Here is a 21,343-nt window from a genome sequence, read left to right as displayed (position 1 = left end):
CAAATTTAGCTTAAAGTCTTGAAACTCATTGTAATCTAATTATCCAATTAAGGTAAGTAGGCAAGAGTATAGCTTAGTCGGTTATAGTAGGATTAGACTAAAATCAAAATATTGAATTTTTATAACTTGTCTTATGAGTGACGGAAAAGACTTTTTGAAGGTAGCAGATAGCTTAATATTTGCTGAACGGGGTAAACATTTAACTGATGTTGAAGCAGCGATAATTATTGGAGTTTTGAACAATTGTACTTATTCGGAAATTGCCCATCATCAAGAATTTACTGAAGGACACATTAAAGATGTGAGTTCTAGATTATGGCAATCTTTCTCAAAGTTGTTAGGTGAAGAAGTGACTAAAAAGAACTTAAAATCTACGCTACTTCGGCGAGGTATTGTTAACTTCAGTACTTACGGAACGACAAATAATGGTGTTATTACAGTATCAAGCCAAACTACAAACATAACAATATATCCACCAGAATCTATAACTAATGCTTTTTTGAAGGGTCAGCAAACAGCAAAGAGAGAAACGGCAGTAAAGATGATGCAAATAGGAATGAATATTGAGCAAATCTGTCAAGTTCTCGATCTATCAATTGAAGAGATAAACCTATTGATAGGGGAAGCTGAGTAGTTACGGTTGATTTAGCGAGTCAATTTTAGCGATCGCCATACTCACAAATCTTTTAATAAATAAGGGTATTTAGAATCATCTCAAACACCCTGTACTATTAAATTAAGCAATATATGTTTATTTCAACCTCTCAATTAACCGATCGCCTACTCTTAGAGCATTAGCAATAATCGTCAAAGCAGGACTCACCGCCGCATTAGACGGAAAGAAACTTCCATCGACAACATAGAGATTATCGAGATCGTGGGCGCGGCAATCGCGATCTAAAACGGAAGTTAAGGGATCGTCACCAAAGCGACAGGTTCCGCATTGATTGGCGACCACTTGCAAAGGTGACTCAGCGCGGGGATGCAGAAAACCAGTACGGAACCCATCTAGGGACTTTTCGATATTTTTTAAAACATCAGTCCAGCGATAAATTAGGCGATCATGAGCCTCAGTATTGTTGGGATTGTAATCGATATGGATTTTATTATTTTCAAGGCGCACTCGATTACTTGAGTCTGGCAAATCCTCCGTTTGCGCCCACCAACCGATGGAATGCGTCGCTAACTGCTTCAGTCCGAAGTTGGGCATGAGCTTCGCAACAATGGAAAATACGGGGGGAGATTCGGCAAAAATGATATCGGTGAGCAGTCCGCCAGAGTTCTGAATATGTCCCATTGGATAAGGAAAATCCGCATCACCCCAATAGAAATCATTCACATAAATCGATTTTTGGAAGGATCCATTATTGGGCTTCGTGCTGAGTTGGACTACCGATGACAAGAGGCTTTTCATCAGATTCCGTCCCACTTGATCGGAGCTATTGGCAAGCCCTTTGGGATGGGAGTCATTAGCCGATCGCAACAGCAACGCCGCCGAATTGATCGCACCACAGGCAAGCACGACGATATCACCTAAGAAGAGATAGGACTGTCCGCCCACTTCTGCTTCTACTCCCTTCACCGATCGCCCCGATGGATTGGTATGTAAACTGATGACTTTGGCTTGGGTTTTCAAGGTGACATTTGCCGACTTTAAGGCAGGGACGAGGCAACTTTCTTCAGAATCGCTAGTGGGGTCATCCTCTTGACGGGTCAAACCAAGGGGAATTGTCAATGGATGCAAACCTTGATTAGCGATCGCCTCATAGATCTTCTGCATCTCTGGCTCATGACTCACCGCAGGATAGGGATAATCAGCGCTATGAGTTGGTTCGGTACTGTCAGTTTGAGACTCGCCATGCACTTTATACAGCTTTTCGGCTTCGGTGTAATAAGGCTCAAATTCATCATACTTCACGCACCATTCTGGGGAAATTCCCGCTTGATGGGTAACGGATTCAAAGTCCTTCTCGCGTCGCCGCAATAGAGCCGCACCATAGATTTTGGTATTCCCACCGATCGCATAGTTAGTCTGCGGCGAGAATGGCTCGCCTGTGTGGTCATACCATTGTTCAGGGGCATGATAGCGATCGCGCTGAAAGATATCGATATTGCTGCGATTCTGTTCTTCGAGGGGCATAAAATCACCTCGTTCCAGAATCAGAATTTTCTTACCTGTGGAAGCCAGTTTATAGGCAAGGGTTCCACCCCCCGCACCAGTTCCCACAATAATCACATCGTAATAATGGTCATCAATAATCATTGGTTTTCCTCACTTATTAAAGATGGTTCAAACTGAGCATAAATCAATGCATATCTACTTCTATCCGTAACTTCTACAAAACCTCCAAATTTATTTTCAGTTATTTGAAAAACTTCGGTTTCATAGCACTCAGTGATAAAACTAATGAAGTTAGACAACGTGTTGTACTTGAGTGTTGCACTGCAATCTTCAGCAAAGATTTCAACTACAGGAGTTGTTGCTGTTGCTTCTTTATCTATCTTTATAATGATTGGATCTATAGAATAAAATATGGTGAAGTAAGAATAACTCCACTCACAATGAATGGATAAATCGAACCCATCAATTACCTGTCCACCTCCATCGATAGTATCGTCAATCATTTCATAATAGTACGCAATAGCTTCTTCAAGTGGAAGAAATCGATAATGAGGAAAGAATTCTATACTCCAGTTTTTTGGAGTTCCATTACGCCACATATAAAGGACAACGATTTCATCAGGCAACTTTAATTGAAGATTTGCAGTTAGAGCCGTTATCTCCGCACTTGATAGACCTAAATTGAATTTTGAGTAAAATTCTGGCTTATTAGCTAGAAACCATCTATCCAGTTTATGCAGGCATTCAGTGATTTTATTTTTGTTCATAGGATTAACCTACTGTATTTAGATCGAAAATGGCTCTAACTACTATTAGACGAAGATCCATATATTGAATGAGACTCCAAACTTTTATACTCGCAAGGTTATTGCCAGATATAAATTAGGGTAAACAACGCAATCCAGATTACATCGACAAAATGCCAGAATAGTGAAGTGGATTCGACTCCAAATCCTCCTTTTGAGTAATTATCAGGAATGAACGATCGCACTAACATGATTAGCTGCAACAGCACACCAGTTAAAACGTGTAGACCGTGAAAACCAGTGAGCAAATAGAACGTACCGCCAAATACGCCATCGCCGAAGCCAAAGGCTAAACCGCTCCATTCCACCGCTTGACCGTAGAGGAAGTAACTACCCATCGCGATCGTCAGCAGCCAGAAGGCGCGAAAGCCCCAAAGATTATTCTTATGGAGGAATTTCTCGGCGATATAGATCGTGAAACTACTGGAAACGAGAATGATCGTATTAATCGTCGGTTCTTTAATTTCTAAACCTGTGACACCATCGGGAAGCCAATTGAGAGAAGTAGTCTTATAAACGATATATCCAGCAAAGAAACTCAGGAAGATTACGCTTTCGGAAAGTAGGAAGACTACAAACCCGAACATACGATTGTCTGAATGTTCGTGATGTGCGGCTTCATGGGTAACTTCTAAAATGGGATTGGCACTATCAACAGAACTATTAACTGGTTGCATGAGCGACCTCCAATTTGTCAGGATTAGAAACTAAGGGTTCATCTTTGCCATAGCCGTAGGGTTCCGAAATCACAATCGGCAACTCCTCAAAGTTCTCATGGGATGGCGGCGAAGAAACCAGCCATTCCAAACCGATCGCCCGCCAAGGATTTTTGGGAGCTTTTTCACCCTGTACCCAAGAGCCAATCATATTCAAAATGAAAGGAATAGTCGAGACTCCTAATAAAAAACCACCTAAACTAGCGATAACATTCCAGAAGGCAAATTCGGGATCGTAGGAGGCAACGCGGCGGGGCATTCCCTGCAAACCGAGGGGATGCATCGGAAAGAAACAGGCATTTGTACCGATAAAGGTGAGGATAAAATGGAGTTTCCCTAAACCTTCGGAATACATTCTTCCCGTCATTTTTGGAAACCAATGATAGAGCGCTGCATAGATACCGAGAACCGTCGCACCATAAATTACATAGTGGAAATGTCCAACCACAAAGTAAGTATTATTTACGTGAATATCGACAGGAACCGAAGCGAGCATGATTCCCGTAATTCCTGCAAATACAAACATCACCAGCGCTCCTAATCCGAAGAGCATCGCTGTAGTTAACTTGATCTTGCCGCCCCAGATCGTCGCCACCCAAGCAAATACTTTAATTCCCGTCGGCACTGAAATCAGCATTGTCGTCGCCATAAATAGCATCCGCATCCAATCAGGCGTTCCACTGGCAAACATGTGATGCACCCAAACCACCGCGCTCAATCCCGTGATAATCAACGAAGATACTGCCACGACTTTGTATCCAAAGAGCGGCTTACGGGCATAGACAGGAAAAATCTCCGAGAAAATCCCAAATACGGGCAGGATAATTACATAGACAGCAGGATGGGAATAGAACCAGAAAAAATGTTGAAAGAGAACGGGATCTCCACCCTTGGCTGGGTCAAAAAAGCTTGTCCCAAAAGTTAAGTCAGACAAAAGCATTACGGCTCCTGCGGTCAAGGCTGGCAATCCAAATAGTTGGATAATCTGCGCGGCAAGAACCGTCCACACAAACACTGGCATTCGGAACCAAGTCATGCCTGTAGTTCGCATTCGGAAAATGGTGGTCACGAAGTTAATCGCGCCCATAATCGAAGCAATACCAGAAATTGCTACGGCAAGCAACCAAAGGAACTGACCGTTCACAATATTCCCCGTAGGATTCTGCAAACTTACGGGTGGATAAGCCCACCAGCCCGACTGAGCCGAACCTCCTGGCACGAAAAAGCTCGCCATCAGGATAATTCCAAATACGGGAACCATCCAAAAGGCAACGGCATTTAACTTCGGAAAAGCCATATCACGAGCGCCGATCATCAATGGTACTAGATAATTAGATATTCCTAGAAGTACGGGAAATGTCCAGAGAAACAGCATGATCGTGCCATGCATCGTGAACATGGAATTATAAACGGTGCGATCGACCAGATCCGATTCAGGGGTAATCAGTTCGCCCCTTATCACCATCGCTAAAACGCCACCAATGAGAAAAAAGATAAAAGAAGTAACGATATACTGAATCCCAATCACTTTATGATCGGTACTAAATCCAAAAAATCGCCGCCAGTCTTCGGGTTTTTCTGGGGGTCGGATATCAGCGATCGCATCAATAGAAATATTTGCCATAAAGAATAAACTTGATTAAGAATTTTGGGAACGGATGATATATTGAGTTAATTGAAGCCTGATCGCTATCTACCTACAAATCCACTTGGACAGGTAAATTTCTCGCCATTAAAAACAGGTTTAGGTGACTTATCAAAAGTACTTCCTTCAGATATACATAGAACTGAATTAGTAGCTTTCCGTTTCTCGTCATAGGCAACTGCACCAACAAGACTAGATATCTCTGCTTTAGTGAGTCCTAAACGGAATAAGTCAGTGGGGATTTTTCTGGGAGTTGCATAAATATATGCGCGATCGCTAGTTACTTCTGTAGAGAAGAGATAAAGATTCGTTTGTTGAGGAATTGGTGGAATATTCAAGGACTCAGAAGATTTACCAAAACGCTGATATTCATAATAGTAAGCTTGTTGAGATCTAACATAAGAACCAGTTATATCTAGGGCGATATTCCCACAAGCACAACTACTAGGAATAGGAACTTGAATAAAACAAATTCCAACACCCAAAGGAATTGCACCAATAGCAATCAATGGAATGATTCGTTTAGGATCTTTTTTACTAGAACGTCCTTCTAGCTTTTTTTCTAATAGATTAGACATAGGTTAACCTCCATAGTCAATTGGCATAATTCACCACAGGCGGAGCCGCAGGGATAACCGTTGCCCAATTGGCATTAGCTCGTTTAGCATATTCATTAGATGCACGATTATAGGCAGCTACAGGCGTAGCGATAGAAGCATCCGCTAACCATTTCTGATAGGCTTCTGTTGATTCCACTACCACATCCGTTTGCATCGCCGCAAAATAAGTACCACTATATTGCGAATCCCGCAGGCGATATTTCCCTTCACGAATAGGTGTAAATTCAAAATCAATATCACGTCCAGGAATCACATCCTGCTTTACCCGAAAAGCGGGAATATACAAGCCATGTAGCACATCTTCCGAATGGAGAACCAGCTTAATCCTACGATTATTGGGTAAATGTAATTCTGTACTGCTGACTTCACCTGTTCCATTACTATAATGAAACTCCCATGACCATTGCCGCGCTAGTACTTGAATTTGCTCAACCTCTTCCGATTTAGCTTCGCTAACTTCATCAGCATGAGCCTCTGCCATCATCGAGCCATGATGAGCATGTTCCATTGGTCCTAAAATCGACATCTGATCATAGATTTGATAGCTATAGGCGGCAATCCAAATCACCAAGGCAAAGGGAATCGCTGTCCAGATGATTTCTAACTTGACATTACCTTCGATATGAGGACCATCGCTATAGTCATATTTCCCTGCGCGTTGAAACAAAATGGAATAGCTCAAAGTGCCAACAACACCAAGAAAAATGAAAGTTCCTAAGGTCACCAAAAAGCTAAAGAGGTTATCCACCAAAATCGATTCTGCGGAAGCTTGTGGCGGGAACCATGTATAGGCAGCTTGTCCCATCCAGAGACTGATGAGGGCGATCGCGATCGCCACACCCACCAAAGTTAAAATCGTGCGTAGTTTCATAAAAATAATTGATCTCCCTATTTCAGTAACTGATTGAGATCGACATTCTTGCTCAAGCGTAACAGGCGATCGGCGGTGATATGCACCCCAAACTCTGAGGCAAGCTGTGCGCCTAAAGTCCCATGGGCGAACATGATTGCAAAGATTACCAATCCTGCCAGCAAATAGCTCCATTGCACTTGCTGACCCATATCCTTGCGCCAAAGAAACCGCTGAAATCCTCTCCAGACCGTCATACCCACAATCAGCGCCAACAAAAGCACACCACCGACACCATGCCAAATCATCGTCTCCATCGCCTGTAAACCCCAAGCGCTTTTGACATTCTCATCGGGGGTAGCGAGCAGGATTTCGTAAAAACCTGCGCCGACAGTGAAGAAAGTGATAATTGAGGCGGCGACCATGTTGTACCAACCGACATCAAAAAAGTTCGACCTCGCCGCAGGAATCGCCATAAACTTGAATAAAGGCTTTTCTAGAACAAAAAATACACCCACAAAATCAAACCCGATCGCTACAATAAATAAGCCAAGGGTCATGTGAACTAGATTGGGATGGATGGGAATGCTATAGGGCAAACCATTTAAGCCCAATTGACCATGTAATTGATCGATTAAAGTCGCAATCATTTCAAACCAGCCTCCTTTAAAGCTTCTACCACTGGTACGGTATGTAGTCCATAGACCCAAACCAGTAGATCGCCTAAATAAACTTGAAAAAGAACTATTCCTGTGAGGAACAAACCCGCACCGAGAAAGGAAACAGGTAACACCTTAGGGTCGCGAACTCGCAGTACATAGCGCCATCCAGTCATCGCCGCAATTACTCCTGAGAGCGACCAGCCAATAATGGTATGTAAATTTAAGGTTGGCTCCACAGCCGCGTATGCCTCCGCTAATCCCGCTTCCACCTGTCCAAAGATAATGGCAATGAAGATCGAAATTGTGGCAAAAAATAGATTCCACCAGCTCACTTCGTAGAGTCGAGGATTACGGGTGAAATAGCCGATCGCATCGCATACCACTGCAAACAACACCATTGCGATCACAAAATGAACCACAATCGGATGAATCGTATCGGGATAGGGCAAGTTATGGTCATTTAACGGTGGCAGATATTCCAGCATAGGTATTTGTCAACACTCAACGAAATAAAACGAAGTAAAACGAAGCAAAACGAAATAACTAGTCGATCAATTGCGTTATACCAAATCACAAAATGGCTACGCCATTTTGTGATTTTAAAACCCTTACTGGGTTTGGTTTTCAATTCTCAAAAGTGTAGCCACACTTTTGAGAATTGGTATTACTTAAGTAAGTGGGCTTAATTAAATATAAATCCCTAAAACCTGCGGCGAATGCGCAGCGTTCGCCGCAGGTTTTAGATCTGGATTTTAATTATGCTGAGGTACTTAAGTAGTTCAGCATAATTAAAATCCAAAATCAGAGAGCGTACCTTCCGCTATCTGGGCGGTACGCTCTTCTGGGTTTTAAGTTTGCTTAGGTACTCATTTGATAATTAACTTTTGATAATTAACTTTTGATAATTATTAGCTTAATCCTTAAGTTGTGGTTGTAGTTGTTTTAGATATTCTCTGAAAATCAAGGTTATACAGGAATACAAGCTTTGCTTAGTACCTAAAAACCAACATATAAGTGGCAGATAAGTGGCAGATAAGCGGCGGCTCTCGGTATCGCCATTCGTCTTTTTTTTGATTTGTCCGAACTAAATCAAGCATTGCCATAGCTCGTTCCCATAAGTATCCCGATAAATTTTCCCATAAGCTTCCCAATAATTCTTTAATACCAAGTTAAGAAATGGCTACGCCATTCCTTAACTTGAAAACCCTTACTAGGTTTAGCTTTTAATTCACAAAGGTGTTGTCACACTTTCGTTGATTGGTATAACGTATCGCTTGTAAAGAGAACAAGCAAAAGACATCATGTCAAACTAGGCGATGCAAATATATAGCTGTCGCCAATTGTACTAGGACATAAACCCCAAGAATTGACTGGCGGCGCAAAGCGCCGCCAGTCAATTCTTGGGGTTTGATTTTTCCTAAGTCAAGTGACTGTAGCTATAGCAACGTAAGATTTGCTTAGGGCATAAAACCCCAAAGATGGGAGGCGGCGCGAAGCGCCGCCTCCCATCTTTGGGGTTTTGATTTGTCCTAGCCATATAGAAAGGGTGGCGTTTCCGCCACCCTTTCTATTTAATCGCAGATTCCAATTTGTGCTGATTCCAAAGCTTTTGATAAAGATGGGACTCAGCCAGTAATTCATTATGGGTTCCTACTTGTGCGATTTTGCCTGCATCCATAAGAATAATCCGATCGCAGGTTGAAGCTGCTGATAGGTTGTGGGTGATAAATAACACCGTTTTATTTTGGGGTAGATTTCCCAAAATGCTTGTGGCAGTTTGATTGTCCACACTAGAAAGCGCATCATCCAAGACTAAAATCGGTGTATCGACGAGTAAAGCTCTCGCTAAAGCCGTACGCTGTCGCTGCCCACCTGATAGGGTAATGCCCCGTTCGCCAACAAGGGTGTCATATTGTTTGGGAAATTTGAGAATTTCTTGCTCGATGCGGGCTTTATTGGCGAAGTCTTCTACTTCATGATCAAAAGCTTGGGGCTTGCCATAACGAATATTGTCACGCATCGTGGCACTAAAGAGGAAGCTATCCTGAGGAACAAAGGAGATAATTGACCGTAGATCTTCAATTCTCATTTTAGTAATGTCGAGCCCATCGATAAAAATGCGATCGGCAGGCGTTTCCACTAGGCGCATCAAGGCACTGGCAAGCGTAGATTTTCCCGAACCAACCGTTCCTAAGATGGCAACGGTTTCGCTCGGATAAATCGTGAAACTAACATGATTGAGGGCAGGTTGAAGACAACCTTTGTAGGTAAAAGTGAGATCTCGCGCTTCAATTTTGCCTGTGACCTTTGATTTGCTTAAGGCGATCGCATCGGGGGCATCGGTAATGGCTGGGGGTATTTCCAGAATTCCCTGAATCCGATTGATACTGACAATTCCCCTTTGATAGGTGACCATCACAAATCCCAAAATTGCCGTTGGGAAAATCAATCGCTCGACATAGATAATTAGGGTCAGTAAATCACCAATTTTAAAGGTTGTATTGGCTGGATTGGCTAACTTTTCGCCACCAAACCAAATTAGTACTAAAAAACTAATACTGGCAATACCACCCAATAGCGGAAATAAAATATTGCGGCTACGAGCCATTTTGAGATTGGCATCTAGGAGGCGGTCATTAAGTTTACCAAAAGCATCGCGTTCGCTTTGCTCTTGGGCATAGGTCTTGATCAGAGCCATGCCGTTGAGGTCTTCTTGCAAAAGCGTGCTTACCTGTGATAATTCCTCCTGAACCTGAAGTTGTTCGTCACGCAATTGACCGCTAAATCTCTGGACGATCGCTAGCATGATCGGATATACCGAGATTGATAGCAAGGTTAACAAGGGGTCAATCGCGATCATTGCAGGTAGCGTTAGCCCATAAACAAAGACCGAATTGATGATGCTGAGCAGGGCAAAGCCCATCAAGCGACGGATATTCTCGACATCGCTAGTCACGATGCTGATCGTTTCCCCTGCGGAGTTGTTGGCAAAATAACTGGGGGGCAGCTTGAGTAGATGCTCGAAAATTTCCTGTTTGAGACTATATTCTATTTTCCGCCCAATCCCAAAAATCCAGACGCGGGATGCCATCCGAATCACCCACATGAGTGAAGATAAGCCGATGATCAGCCAAACATATTGCAGTAAATGATGAAAATCAATCGATTGATTTTTGCCAAGGTCGTCAACGGATATCTTGATCAACCAAGGGATATATGTGCCAAGCATGTTTGCCAGTAGAAGGGCAACAGTGCCAATAGCTAAGTCACTCCAGTAAGGACGGAGATATTCTTGGAGGGTTTGAAATTGCGATCGCGCCATAATATATCCATACTACTTTATTTTGGCAAAGGCTTGCTAGGCAAGCTTTTGCTAAAAAATTAGTGTTTCATTCTAGAGAAGGTAGTCATCGCGATCGGCTAATAAGGCTAATAAAATATTGCCTCGAATTTTGAGCTTTCAAAACCCTAAAGATGATTGGCGGCGCAAAGCGCCGCAACGTCTAATTCTTTACTGGGAAGGGAGTAGCCAAAGAGAGAGGGTCGCTTTGCGACCCTCTCTCTTTGACATTAGACTGCTAGGGCAGGTTCTTTAGAACTGATTGTTGGATATTCCAATTCGGGATAGAGAGGGAAGCGATCGCATAGAGCTTGAACTCTAGCGATGCAATCGGCTTGGACAGTATCGCTATCAGGACTGAGAAGGCGATCGGCAATGATATTAGCGATTTCGCGGAAATCATCTTCTTTCAATCCGCGAGAAGTCATCGCAGGGGAACCGAGACGCAAACCACTAGTTACGAAAGGAGATTCAGGATCAAAGGGAACCGTATTCTTGTTGGCAGTGATATTAATACCGCTCACCAAAAGATCCGCCACCTTACCAGTCATCCCAATAGAACGGAGGTCAACCAATAACAAGTGGTTATCAGTACCATTAGAAACCAATTTCAGACCGCGTTCTTGCAATTGCGCCGCGAGGGCTTGGGAGTTAGCAATTACCTGTCCCGAATAAGCCTTGAACTCAGGACGCAGCGCTTCACCAAAAGCAACAGCTTTCGCAGCGATTACATGTTCGAGGGGACCACCTTGAGAACCCGGGAAAACCGACTTATCAAATTTCTTGCCAAGAGCCGCATCGCGAGTCATGATCAAACCACCGCGAGGACCACGGAGCGTTTTGTGAGTAGTGGTAGTGACCACATCGCAGTAGGGAATGGGATTAGGGTGATGTCCAGATGCAACTAGTCCTGCAATATGGGCAATGTCAGCCATCAGATACGCACCAACTTCATCAGCGATCGCCCTAAATTTTGCAAAATCAATAATTCTAGGATAGGCAGAGTAGCCGCAAATGATTAATTTTGGTTTGTGCTGTAGGGCGAGATCGCGAATCAGATCGAAATCAAGCTGCTCGGTTTCCTTATTCAAACCGTAATGGACTTTGTTGAACCACAATCCCGATACATTCACAGGAGAGCCGTGGGTCAAATGTCCGCCGTGGGACAAGTCCATACCCAAAAAGGTATCTCCGGGTTTGAGCAGCGTGAGAAATACCGCAAAGTTAGCCTGTGCGCCAGAGTGAGGCTGGACGTTGGCATGGGCTGCACCAAATAATTCTTTGATGCGTTCGATCGCGATCGATTCGATCTCATCCACAAATTCACAACCGCCGTAATAGCGCTTGGAGGGAAGCCCTTCAGCATATTTATTGGTCAACACCGACCCCTGCGCAGCCATGACTGCAAGGGAAGTAAAATTTTCACTAGCAATTAATTCAATATTATTGCGCTGTCTCTCGATTTCTTGACCGATAAAGCCTGCGACTAGGGGATCGGATGCGGCGAGGATGGGAAACAAGTTGGTCATTTTTTCTGAGCTTCTGAGCTGAATGTCTGAAATTAGTTTGGTCTAAAGCGAGACTGGGTTAGCATGAACGAAAATACCCGTAAAATTATGCTAGCACGCGGCGATAGATAGCGCTTTGCCCTGAGTTAAAATCCATTAGCTCGAGCCAAATATCAAACCGAATATCGAACTAAATATCGAACTAAATATCGAACCAAATAATCCATATGCCCAAGCCCAAGACAAATCTCATCCTCAATAACAAACCTCAATCGCAAATTACTCTCAGTGAATATGTCACCGCGATCGCATGGTCAGCAAATAGTAAATACCTTGCAGTTGCCACTGCTGCGGGCGAACTAGCCCTCTTTGATGATGAGATTGCAGGCAGCCAGATTGCCCAAAAACAAAGAGAATTGCAACCACCAACGGAAATATCCTTAGACTGTTTGGGCTTTTCGGCAGATAGTCGCTGGCTAGCGGCGGGAGGACAAGATGGAAAGGTAAGGGTATGGTCATTGGCAGGCGAGATCCCTGCGATCGCCGCCACCCTCGAACTAGGCAATAAATGGATCGAGCATTTGGCTTGGCATCCTACTCGTAACGAATTCGCCTTTAGCTTTGGTAAATATGTGCAGATCTGGAGCGCGGAGACTCTAGATATCATCACGACGCTCAATTTTGAAAACTCAACCATATTAGCGATCGCTTGGCATCCCATCGCCTCCTATTTTACGGTTGGCGGTGATGGCGGAGTTATGACTTGGAATGCCCAAGACTGGTATGAAGACCCTGTCCTATTTGAGATGCCCACCGCAGTGTCTCAAATAGCATGGAGCAAAACAGGGGAATACTTAGTTGCGAGCACCCTTGATAACTTGGTCATCGTCATGCATTGGCTCGGACATAAGTTCGATCCTTCACCTTGGCGAATGCAGGGTTTCCCAGGCAAGATTCGCTCCTTTGATTGGTCAGAAAGCAAAAAATCGCCCCTACTATCCTCCTCAAGTGGCTCCGATGTGGTGGTGTGGTCAAATCATGCCGACCCAAATATTGGCTGGGAAGGAGAATTGCTCAAAGGACATAACAGCATTGTCGGTTCAGTCGCCTTTAAACCAAAATCCGAAACCCTTGCTTCCGCCGATGAAAATGGCAGAATTACGATTTGGAAAAATGCCAAGGATTGGGTACAGGCTTTAGATACCCCGATGGGCAAAATTACCGCTTTGCAATGGCAGCCACAGGGCAAAAAATTAGTGGCAGCGAATGCCGATGGTGAGCTAATGATTTGGACGGAATCTTCACAGGGCAAAGGTTTCCGATAAATAATACCCAGATAAGAAATGGCTACGCCATTTCTTATCTGGGTATTATTTGGCGCTGTTTTTATTTTGCTTGCTTCAAAATTACTTACTATGATATTATTGCTAATGCTTTGCTAGCCAAAGAAACTGCAAAATATATTTGGAGAGGTGGCAGAGTGGTTGAATGCGTCTGACTCGAAATCAGATTTAGGGTCACACCTAACGGGAGTTCGAATCTCCCCCTCTCCGTCCTATAAAAACTGCATAAATCGAAATAGATTGCTGATTTTAGGCAGTCTATTTTGTTTGGGAAACTCGTATCTCACACCCATTCCCTTGTTGAAGGTATGGGGAAATGTAATAATACCAAGTCACAAAATGGCGTAGCCATTTTGTGACTTAAAAACCCCTACTGGGTTTGGTTTTCAATTCCCAAAAGTGTAGCCGCGCTTTTGGGAATTGGTATAAAACGTCAATTCGGGTTAAACTGAAAAATCCTCAAATCCCACAGGAAAAAGCCTTGCTAAGCAAGGCTTTTTCCTGTGGGATTTGAGTAAGGGGTTTCCAGTTAAGAAATGGTTACGCCATTTCTTAATTTTGTATTACGCCTAACCGATCGCCAAAAGGAAAGAATCTAATGGTCGCTTTGCCGATAATATTCTCTTTGGGCAAAAATCCCCAAATGTGAGAATCATTGCTGTGGTTGCGATTGTCGCCCATCATCCAGTAATAACCTTTAGGAACGACCACTTCACGCATGGCGTATTTCGGAGCTTCCGCAATATAGGACTCATCAAGGGCTTCCCCATTACGATAGACCTTGCCATTTTTGACGGCAATGCGATCGCCTTCCATACCAATCAAGCGCTTGATGTAAGCCTTGCTCGTATCACCGATCGCAGGAGAAGCAGGTGGATAAAAAATTAAAATATCACCGTATTTCGGTTGTTGCCATTGCTGCGAAATCTTATCGACTAAAATGCGATCGCCCACCTGTAAAGTTGGTTCCATTGAGCCAGAGGGAATGAAGCGGGGTTCAACGATAAAAGTACGCAAGAAAATAGCGATCGCAAGGGCAACAGCAAAAATACGAATGGTTTCACCATGACGTTGCCACCAAGGTTGAACAGGAGCTTGCGGATCTAGCTTAATTTCTGTGGACATGATTGAGATTATGAAGATTGTTTTTTATTTTCAAATGAGCTTAAGTAGCTAGGCATAAGTAAACTTAAAACCTAGAAGAGCGTACCGCCCGCTAAGCGGGCGGTACGCTCTCTGGTTTTGGTTTTTAATTATGCTTAACTGCTTACAACGCTTTGCGGTCAAACCCAAACCAAGGAAATTTTTGAAAGCGTTGCTTTGCAACGCTTTCAAAAATTTCCTTGTGGTTCGTTTGATCGATAATTGCTGTAGGCTCATTTAAAAACATTCTAAAAATATGATCTGAAAGAGACTGGGGGAGATCTGCTCTAGTATTTAGGCACATTTAAATTGCCAGCCCGTTTGTCAAAGGGCCAGTAACGGAACATGGCTCGTCCGACCAGATTCTCTTCGGGCATAAATCCCCAAGCATGGGAATCCAAACTATTATTGCGATTATCGCCCATCACCCAATATTTACCATTAGGTACGGTGAAATAGGGGTAATTATCCCTCCCATTTTGGACATTGTCAGGACGAAAACAGTTAGGACAGAGAGCATCATCTTGGGTTGGCAAAGTGTAGCTAGGTGGTGAAGCAATGTAAGGCTCATTTAGAGGTACATCATTGACAAATACCTTGCCATCGTGAATGCTAAGGCGATCGCCAGGCAAACCAATCACCCGTTTGATATAGACCTTAGAGGCATCGGGGACAACTGGATTGTTGGGCGGATTGAAGACGACTATTTCGCCACGTTCAGGTTTACGCCAGCGGAAAGAGAGCTTATCGATAATTAGGCGATCGTCGATTAATAGGGTTGGCTCCATAGAGCTAGAGGGAATGAAGCGTGGTTCCGCAACAAATATTCTCACACCGACCGCCAACAGAATAGCAACTGTCACCGTGGGCAAATTATCCGTCAAGAAGTTCTTAACTGAGTTTTCCTTGGGTGCAATGGGAGCTTGTTTGGGATCGGTCGGAGGCGTGACTGGAGAATTATTAGTGCGATCGCTAGAATTATCAGATGACATAGAAATGCTCGCGGGATATGTGTTTATCTTAAAGCGGATTTAGTAAGTGTGGCGATTAGCAACCTACTTACTACTTTTTCAGTATGCTGGGGACTTCGATAGCAAGATCTCCCGACAGATTAAATTCTTGATGAATCACCTTGAGTGCTTTTTCGGCATGGCGATCGCGCACCACACAGCTAACTTTAATCTCAGAAGTAGCAATCATCTCAATATTAATGTCTGAATCAGCAAGGGCGCTAAACATTCGCGCCGCAATTCCTGACTGATGGATCATATTTGCACCCACAATACTAACCTTGCTAATGTCGCCATCACAGGTAACTTCACCATAGCCTAGCACTGGCGCGAATTGCTTTAGGGCAGTTTCAGCTTTAGCCAGATCGGCGATCGCAACGGTAAAGGCAATTTCGTTAACATCGCGATCGGATTGAGACTGCACGATCATGTCCAGACTAATATTTTGTTCCACCAACTGCTCAAGAATTTTCGCCGCCATGCCAGGTCGATCGGGTACTTGCTGTACGGCAATTCTGGCTCGATTGCGATCTAGAGCCACCCCTCTTACGGGAGAAATATCAAGATTATTGTCAGAAATAATTTCACAGGCTTGATGCGATCGCACGGGCACATCGAAAGCAGCTTGAATGGCCGCGATCGCTTTTTCGCCATCGGCGGCGGCGATCACACAACTTATTTTGATCTCCGAAGTAGAGATCATTTGAATATTTACACCCACATCCGCAAGCGCGGTAAACATCTGGGCCGCAACTCCAGGTCGCCCGATCATGCCAACACCGATAATGCTAATTTTGGCAATGGCGGAATCAACCGTTACAAGGCTTGCGCCAATTTCCAAGCCTCGCGTGACGACTTCCGCTAACTGCAATTGATTTTGGGGAATTGTAAAGGCAATATCGTTTACACCTTCTTGCTCTTGTACGGCTTGAATGATCAAATCAACATTTATGCCCTGCTCGGCAAGAGATTTAAATAATTGTGAGGCGATGCCTGGGCGATCGGGGATTTGGAGAAGGGCGATTTTAACCTGATCGTAGTCAATCGAGACCGTTTCCACAAAACGATTCACCTCAAGGGACTGGAGATTCCCAGTGCCAATCCTTGGCGAAGTGATGACCGTACCCGCATCATCTAACCAGCTCGATCGCACGCACATTTTTACGCCAAAATTACGGGCAATTTCCACCGATCGCGGATGCAATACCTTTGCCCCTAGGCTAGCTAGCTCTAGCATTTCATCGCAGGTAATTTCCGAGAGCATTTGCGCCTTGGGGACAATGCGCGGATCGGTGGTCAAAATTCCAGGCACATCGGTATAAATTTCACAAATATCGGCTTCAATCGCCGCCGCGATGGCTACTGCGGAAGTATCGGAGCCACCGCGCCCTAAAGTCGTGATCTCGCTGCTAGGTAAACCTGTAACTGGATCGATCGCCACACCTTGAAAACCTGCGATGACTACGACTTTACCCAGAGCAAGGGCAGATCTAATCCGATCCGATTCAACGTATAAAATTCTGGCACGAGTATGGTTTGGTTCGGTAACTACCCTCACCTGCGAACCATTCATGGCGATCGCAGGTTGCCCCACTGCTTGCAAAGCCATACTGAGCGTAGCGATCGTTACCTGTTCACCCGTAGCTAAGAGTAGATCCATCTCGCGCTCTTTCGCTGCGATTTCTTCGAGGGTAGGGTTATCGGTTAGGGCTACAGACTCGGCAAGAGCTACTAAACCATCCGTGGTTTTACCCATTGCGGAAACTACAACCACGACTTGATTGCCAGCATCAACTGTCCGCTTAATGCGATCGCGTACTGCTTTAATGCGATCGGCATCGGCTACGGAGGAGCCACCATATTTCTGAACTATTAACGCCATTCGTTAGGGAAATTTTTAAACCGATGAAAGAATTTATTGCAATATTTTGCTAACTTGCTTAAGTTAACTGGCTTAAGTCAAGACAAAGCACTACAGACTATCCATCATACAATCGTTCATACCTTCGTTTAGTAACTGGACACAATTAAAAACCAGAGCTAAAATTTGTAGCGCACGCTACAAATTTTCAGGATTTTATATTTAGTAGAGATCATGATATTGCTGCCGCCAGTCTTGTTAGGACAAAATTAAACCCCAAAAGAGAATTGCCGCGCTCCGCGCGGCAATTCTCTTTTGGGGTTTTGAGATTCCAAAAATGGCAACGCCATTTTTGGAATCTCAAAACCTTACTGGGCTTGTTTTTTAATTCACTGAAGTGTTGGCTCACTTCAGTGAATTGGTATTATGTCCTTGATACAGTTGACGGCAGCTATATAAAGTAAGAATAAAGTAAGAGATCGCTCCACCCATTACTTTATGGGATCAAGAAAGCGAGCAGCTAGTAAAACGAATGGCTAACTCAGGGGCAATTTAAATTGTTCTTGAGTTAGGCTGTAGCAAAACTATGCAATTTTGGGCATTATTAAAAGTTTTTTATGATATATTGCGATCTCGCTAATTGCCAAGTATTGTTAAGATAATCCGTAGATTTACTCCAGTGGTATGATTACCAACTTAGGAGTGATCGTGTACTCAATAAGGAACTGTCTTTTATGCAAACGGGGTCTGTTTCTCCACTGGTTCTGATAATTTTAGACGGCTGGGGATATAGGGAAGAAACCGAGGGCAATGCGATCGCCGCAGCAAATACTCCCGTTATGGATAGTCTGTGGAGTACTTACCCCAAAACTCTCCTCCAAGCCTCTGGCAAAGATGTCGGTCTACCAAAAGGTCAAATGGGCAACTCAGAAGTTGGTCATTTGAATATTGGGGCTGGTCGGGTTGTCCCCCAAGAATTAGTTAGAATTTCCGATGCTGTAGATGATGGCTCCCTGCTGTCAAATCCTGTACTGGTTACAGTTTGTGAGAAAGTCAAAGCCAACAAAAGTAAATTACACCTTTTAGGGCTGTGCTCTGATGGTGGCGTGCATTCCCATATCGATCACCTATTGGGACTGCTAGATTTAGCCAAGGCTCAGCAAATTGAAGATGTCTGTATACATGTAATCACTGATGGTCGCGACACCCTGTCGCATTCTGGGATCAACTTTATTAAGCTTTTACAGGCTCATATCAATAAGATTGGTGTTGGTCGCATTGTTACCATTATCGGTCGTTACTTTGCGATGGATCGTGACAAACGTTGGGATCGCGTCCAAAAAGCCTATGAGGTCATGACCGACGATCGCATCACCACCGAGCTAACTTCGCCGACAGATTTTCTGGAAGCCGCTTACAAAGAAAAAATTACCGACGAATTTTTGCCTCCGACGCGGATCGCCCATGGCGCGATCGCCTCGGGTGATGGTGTCATTTGCTTTAATTTTCGTCCTGACCGATCCCGCGAGATCAGCCAAGCCCTAGTTGCGGAAAACTTTACGGGGTTTGAGCGCAAGCGGATCGAACATCTCGCCTATGCCACCTTTACCCAGTATGATAGTGCCCTGCCTGTGCCTGTCGCCTTTCTCCCCCAAAACCTAACTAATTTGTTGGGACCAGTGGTCGCAAAGCATGGCATGAAACAGCTACGTCTCGCCGAAACTGAGAAGTATGCCCATGTCACCTACTTCTTTGATGGTGGGATGGAGGAAGCCAGCGAAGGCGACGATCGCATTTTGGTAAATAGCCCAAGGGTGTCAACTTACGATCAGCAACCAGAGATGTCCGCTGCCGAAGTGACGCGCATTGCCTCAGAGGCGATCGCCAAACGAATTTACTCGCTGATCGTCATTAACTATGCCAACCCCGACATGGTCGGACATACGGGTAATTTTGAAGCTACCGTCAAGGCTCTCGAACATGTCGATCGATGTTTGGGCAAATTATTATCCAGCATCGGCAATGCGGGCGGTACTGCTTTAATTACTGCCGATCACGGTAATGCTGAGTATATGTGGGACGAACATGGCAATCCTTGGACAGCCCATTCCAGCAATCCCGTGCCCTTTATTTTAGTCGAAGGTGAAGTTCTCAAGATCTACGGGCATGGAGCTGATGTCAAGCTCAAACCGACAGGCGGTCGTCTAGCGGATATTGCCCCAACGATTTTAGAAATCCTCCAAATCGAACAGCCAGAAGAAATGACAGGGGTTTCTTTGCTAGAAAAAGCCATCTACGAGATTCAAGCCGTCAAAACTCCTGTCAAAATTGGCTAAAACCAATTAAGGGACTTGCAATTTAATGAAGTACAAAATATAAAACCAGAATCGGTGGCACGGCTCCGCCGCGCCACCGATTCTGGTAAATCTGGATTGGCATCTTATTTTCTCGCAAGTCCCTAAGTAATACCAATTCCCAAAATGGCGTTGCCATTTTGGGAATCTCAAAACCTTACTGGGTTTGGTGTTTAATTCACAAAAGTGTTGTCACACTTTCGTGAATTGGTATAAGTCGGCTTAATTAAATATAAAACCCTAGAACCTGCGGCGATCGCCGCAGGTTTTAGGGTTTTAATTATGCTGAAGTACTTACATGGGTTCTGGCAAAGACAAACATTATCTTTTTGGTTGATGCAAAATATATAGGGCAGTCAAGCTTGCTTACTGCCCTATATATTTTGAGTATTTTGAGATGTTTTGAGGAATAACTTGCATGGCAAAACTGACCAGACGGAAATTCATTGCGGTTAGTAGCTTGACGGCAGGTTTTGCGATCGCCGTACAACCCATTTCCGCGAAAACAATTACCACCGATCCCAAAGGACTCATCGCTGGCGAAGTCAAAATTCCCGTAGCCGATGGGACAATTCCTGCCTTCAGAGCGATGCCTGACTCTGGCGAAAATTTTCCCGTAATTCTAGTGATTCAGGAAATTTTTGGCGTTCATGCCTATATCCAAGATGTCTGCTGTCGCCTTGCCAAATTAGGCTATGTAGCGATCGCCCCAGAAATGTTTTACCGTCAAGGAGATGTCTCTAAGCTTTCTGATATCGCGGAAATTCGCAAAGTGGTTAGCAAAGTCCCTGACGCACAGGTAATGTCCGATCTCGATGCGACGGTAGCATGGGCCGCAAGCTCGGCAAAGGGCAATAGCGATCGGCTAGGAATTACGGGTTTTTGTTGGGGTGGGCGCATTACATGGCTCTACGCCGCCCATAATCCTCAAGTAAAAGCTGGAGTAGCTTGGTATGGCAAATTGGTGGGCGAAGCTTCAGCACTAACTCCAAAACACCCTATTGACATCGCCAAAGTTTTACAAGTGCCAGTTTTAGGGCTTTACGGTGGCAAGGATACGGGCATTCCCTTAGACACCGTCGAGCAAATGCGCGAACAACTAAAAGGCTGCAATACCAATGCGGAGATAGTTGTTTATCCCGATGCTCCCCATGCTTTCCATGCCGATTATCGTCCCTCTTATCGGCAAAAAGAAGCCCAAGATGGCTGGAATCGATTGAAAGCTTGGTTTAAGCAAAACGGAGTTTAAGTTTACACAAAAAAGAGCGCGATGCGCTCTTTTTTATTTGATTTACCAAATTAGTTTTTAATAGCTATATTCAGTAATGTTAGGACAAAAATCAAACCCAATAGAGAGTTGCGG

17 protein-coding genes and 1 tRNA gene are annotated in these 21,343 nt (G+C 44.2%); 5 read left to right on the top strand and 13 right to left on the bottom strand.

What is annotated here, in order from left to right; genetic code table 11:
* The first annotated feature begins 133 nt into the window (after nucleotides 1-133).
* Complete coding sequence (locus tag PseudUWO310_RS01160) at nucleotides 134-634, top strand: hypothetical protein (RefSeq protein WP_142598341.1); 501 nt, start codon at nucleotides 134-136, stop codon at nucleotides 632-634.
* Between the two features lie 117 nt (nucleotides 635-751).
* Here the strand turns inward: PseudUWO310_RS01160 and PseudUWO310_RS01155 are convergent, their stop codons facing one another.
* The 10 genes from PseudUWO310_RS01155 to glyA all read right to left on the bottom strand — a co-directional run bounded on the left by PseudUWO310_RS01155 (nucleotide 752) and on the right by glyA (nucleotide 12,290).
* Nucleotides 752-2,263 (bottom strand): GMC oxidoreductase, encoded by a 1,512-nt coding sequence (locus PseudUWO310_RS01155; protein ID WP_142598339.1) that lies wholly within the window; start codon nucleotides 2,261-2,263, stop codon nucleotides 752-754.
* Nucleotides 2,260-2,889, bottom strand: a complete 630-nt coding sequence (locus tag PseudUWO310_RS01150) for an SMI1/KNR4 family protein (protein WP_142598337.1) — start codon at nucleotides 2,887-2,889, stop codon at nucleotides 2,260-2,262. Before PseudUWO310_RS01150 ends, PseudUWO310_RS01155 begins: the two co-directional genes overlap by 4 nt.
* Before the next feature lie 98 nt (nucleotides 2,890-2,987).
* Nucleotides 2,988-3,605, bottom strand: coding sequence for a heme-copper oxidase subunit III (locus PseudUWO310_RS01145; protein ID WP_142598335.1), 618 nt, complete (start codon nucleotides 3,603-3,605; stop codon nucleotides 2,988-2,990).
* On the bottom strand, nucleotides 3,592-5,268 hold the full coding sequence (ctaD, locus tag PseudUWO310_RS01140; RefSeq protein WP_142598333.1) for a cytochrome c oxidase subunit I: 1,677 nt from the start codon (nucleotides 5,266-5,268) through the stop codon (nucleotides 3,592-3,594). Before ctaD ends, PseudUWO310_RS01145 begins: the two co-directional genes overlap by 14 nt.
* 65 nt (nucleotides 5,269-5,333) lie before the next feature.
* Nucleotides 5,334-5,867: a type IV pilin-like G/H family protein gene (locus PseudUWO310_RS01135; RefSeq protein WP_142598331.1), complete on the bottom strand. Its 534-nt coding sequence runs from the start codon at nucleotides 5,865-5,867 to the stop codon at nucleotides 5,334-5,336.
* Between the two features lie 16 nt (nucleotides 5,868-5,883).
* Entirely contained in the window at nucleotides 5,884-6,780 is an 897-nt protein-coding gene (locus tag PseudUWO310_RS01130; protein WP_142598329.1) for a cytochrome c oxidase subunit II, read from the bottom strand.
* A 17-nt stretch (nucleotides 6,781-6,797) separates the two neighbouring features.
* Nucleotides 6,798-7,409 carry a DUF2231 domain-containing protein gene (locus PseudUWO310_RS01125; RefSeq protein ID WP_142598327.1) on the bottom strand — a complete coding sequence of 204 codons (612 nt, stop codon included), beginning with the start codon at nucleotides 7,407-7,409 and terminating at the stop codon, nucleotides 6,798-6,800.
* Nucleotides 7,406-7,906 (bottom strand): DUF2231 domain-containing protein, encoded by a 501-nt coding sequence (locus PseudUWO310_RS01120; protein WP_055073917.1) that lies wholly within the window; start codon nucleotides 7,904-7,906, stop codon nucleotides 7,406-7,408. The genes PseudUWO310_RS01125 and PseudUWO310_RS01120 overlap by 4 nt, the downstream gene beginning before the upstream one ends.
* A gap of 1,082 nt (nucleotides 7,907-8,988) precedes the next feature.
* Nucleotides 8,989-10,743 carry an ABC transporter ATP-binding protein gene (locus PseudUWO310_RS01115; protein WP_142598325.1) on the bottom strand — a complete coding sequence of 585 codons (1,755 nt, stop codon included), beginning with the start codon at nucleotides 10,741-10,743 and terminating at the stop codon, nucleotides 8,989-8,991.
* A gap of 248 nt (nucleotides 10,744-10,991) precedes the next feature.
* Nucleotides 10,992-12,290, bottom strand: a complete 1,299-nt coding sequence (gene glyA, locus PseudUWO310_RS01110) for a serine hydroxymethyltransferase (RefSeq protein WP_142598323.1) — start codon at nucleotides 12,288-12,290, stop codon at nucleotides 10,992-10,994.
* 206 nt (nucleotides 12,291-12,496) lie between these two features.
* Between glyA and PseudUWO310_RS01105 the strand changes: the two genes are divergently transcribed.
* Both PseudUWO310_RS01105 and PseudUWO310_RS01100 read left to right on the top strand, forming a co-directional pair.
* Nucleotides 12,497-13,594: a WD40 repeat domain-containing protein gene (locus PseudUWO310_RS01105; RefSeq protein ID WP_142598321.1), complete on the top strand. Its 1,098-nt coding sequence runs from the start codon at nucleotides 12,497-12,499 to the stop codon at nucleotides 13,592-13,594.
* Nucleotides 13,595-13,735: 141 nt separating this feature from the next.
* A tRNA-Ser gene (locus tag PseudUWO310_RS01100) sits at nucleotides 13,736-13,822 on the top strand.
* Between the two features lie 342 nt (nucleotides 13,823-14,164).
* Here PseudUWO310_RS01100 and lepB (PseudUWO310_RS01095) read toward each other — a convergent pair.
* From lepB (PseudUWO310_RS01095) to PseudUWO310_RS01085, 3 genes are all read right to left on the bottom strand, one after another.
* Entirely contained in the window at nucleotides 14,165-14,737 is a 573-nt protein-coding gene (gene lepB / locus PseudUWO310_RS01095; protein WP_142598319.1) for a signal peptidase I, read from the bottom strand.
* 305 nt (nucleotides 14,738-15,042) lie between these two features.
* Nucleotides 15,043-15,747: a signal peptidase I gene (gene lepB / locus PseudUWO310_RS01090; protein ID WP_009627556.1), complete on the bottom strand. Its 705-nt coding sequence runs from the start codon at nucleotides 15,745-15,747 to the stop codon at nucleotides 15,043-15,045.
* A gap of 70 nt (nucleotides 15,748-15,817) precedes the next feature.
* Entirely contained in the window at nucleotides 15,818-17,647 is a 1,830-nt protein-coding gene (locus tag PseudUWO310_RS01085; RefSeq protein ID WP_142598317.1) for an aspartate kinase, read from the bottom strand.
* 713 nt (nucleotides 17,648-18,360) lie between these two features.
* On the opposite strand from PseudUWO310_RS01085, the gene gpmI reads away from it, so the two are divergent.
* Both gpmI and PseudUWO310_RS01075 read left to right on the top strand, forming a co-directional pair.
* Nucleotides 18,361-19,962 carry a 2,3-bisphosphoglycerate-independent phosphoglycerate mutase gene (gpmI, locus tag PseudUWO310_RS01080; RefSeq protein ID WP_142598315.1) on the top strand — a complete coding sequence of 534 codons (1,602 nt, stop codon included), beginning with the start codon at nucleotides 18,361-18,363 and terminating at the stop codon, nucleotides 19,960-19,962.
* A gap of 436 nt (nucleotides 19,963-20,398) precedes the next feature.
* On the top strand, nucleotides 20,399-21,229 hold the full coding sequence (locus PseudUWO310_RS01075; RefSeq protein ID WP_142598313.1) for a dienelactone hydrolase family protein: 831 nt from the start codon (nucleotides 20,399-20,401) through the stop codon (nucleotides 21,227-21,229).
* Nucleotides 21,230-21,343 lie beyond the last annotated feature (114 nt).

It is taken from the genome of Pseudanabaena sp. UWO310 (assembly GCF_006861605.1).
Taxonomy (GTDB): Bacteria; Cyanobacteriota; Cyanobacteriia; order Pseudanabaenales; family Pseudanabaenaceae; genus Pseudanabaena.
This window is presented reverse-complemented; position numbering and strand designations above follow the sequence as displayed.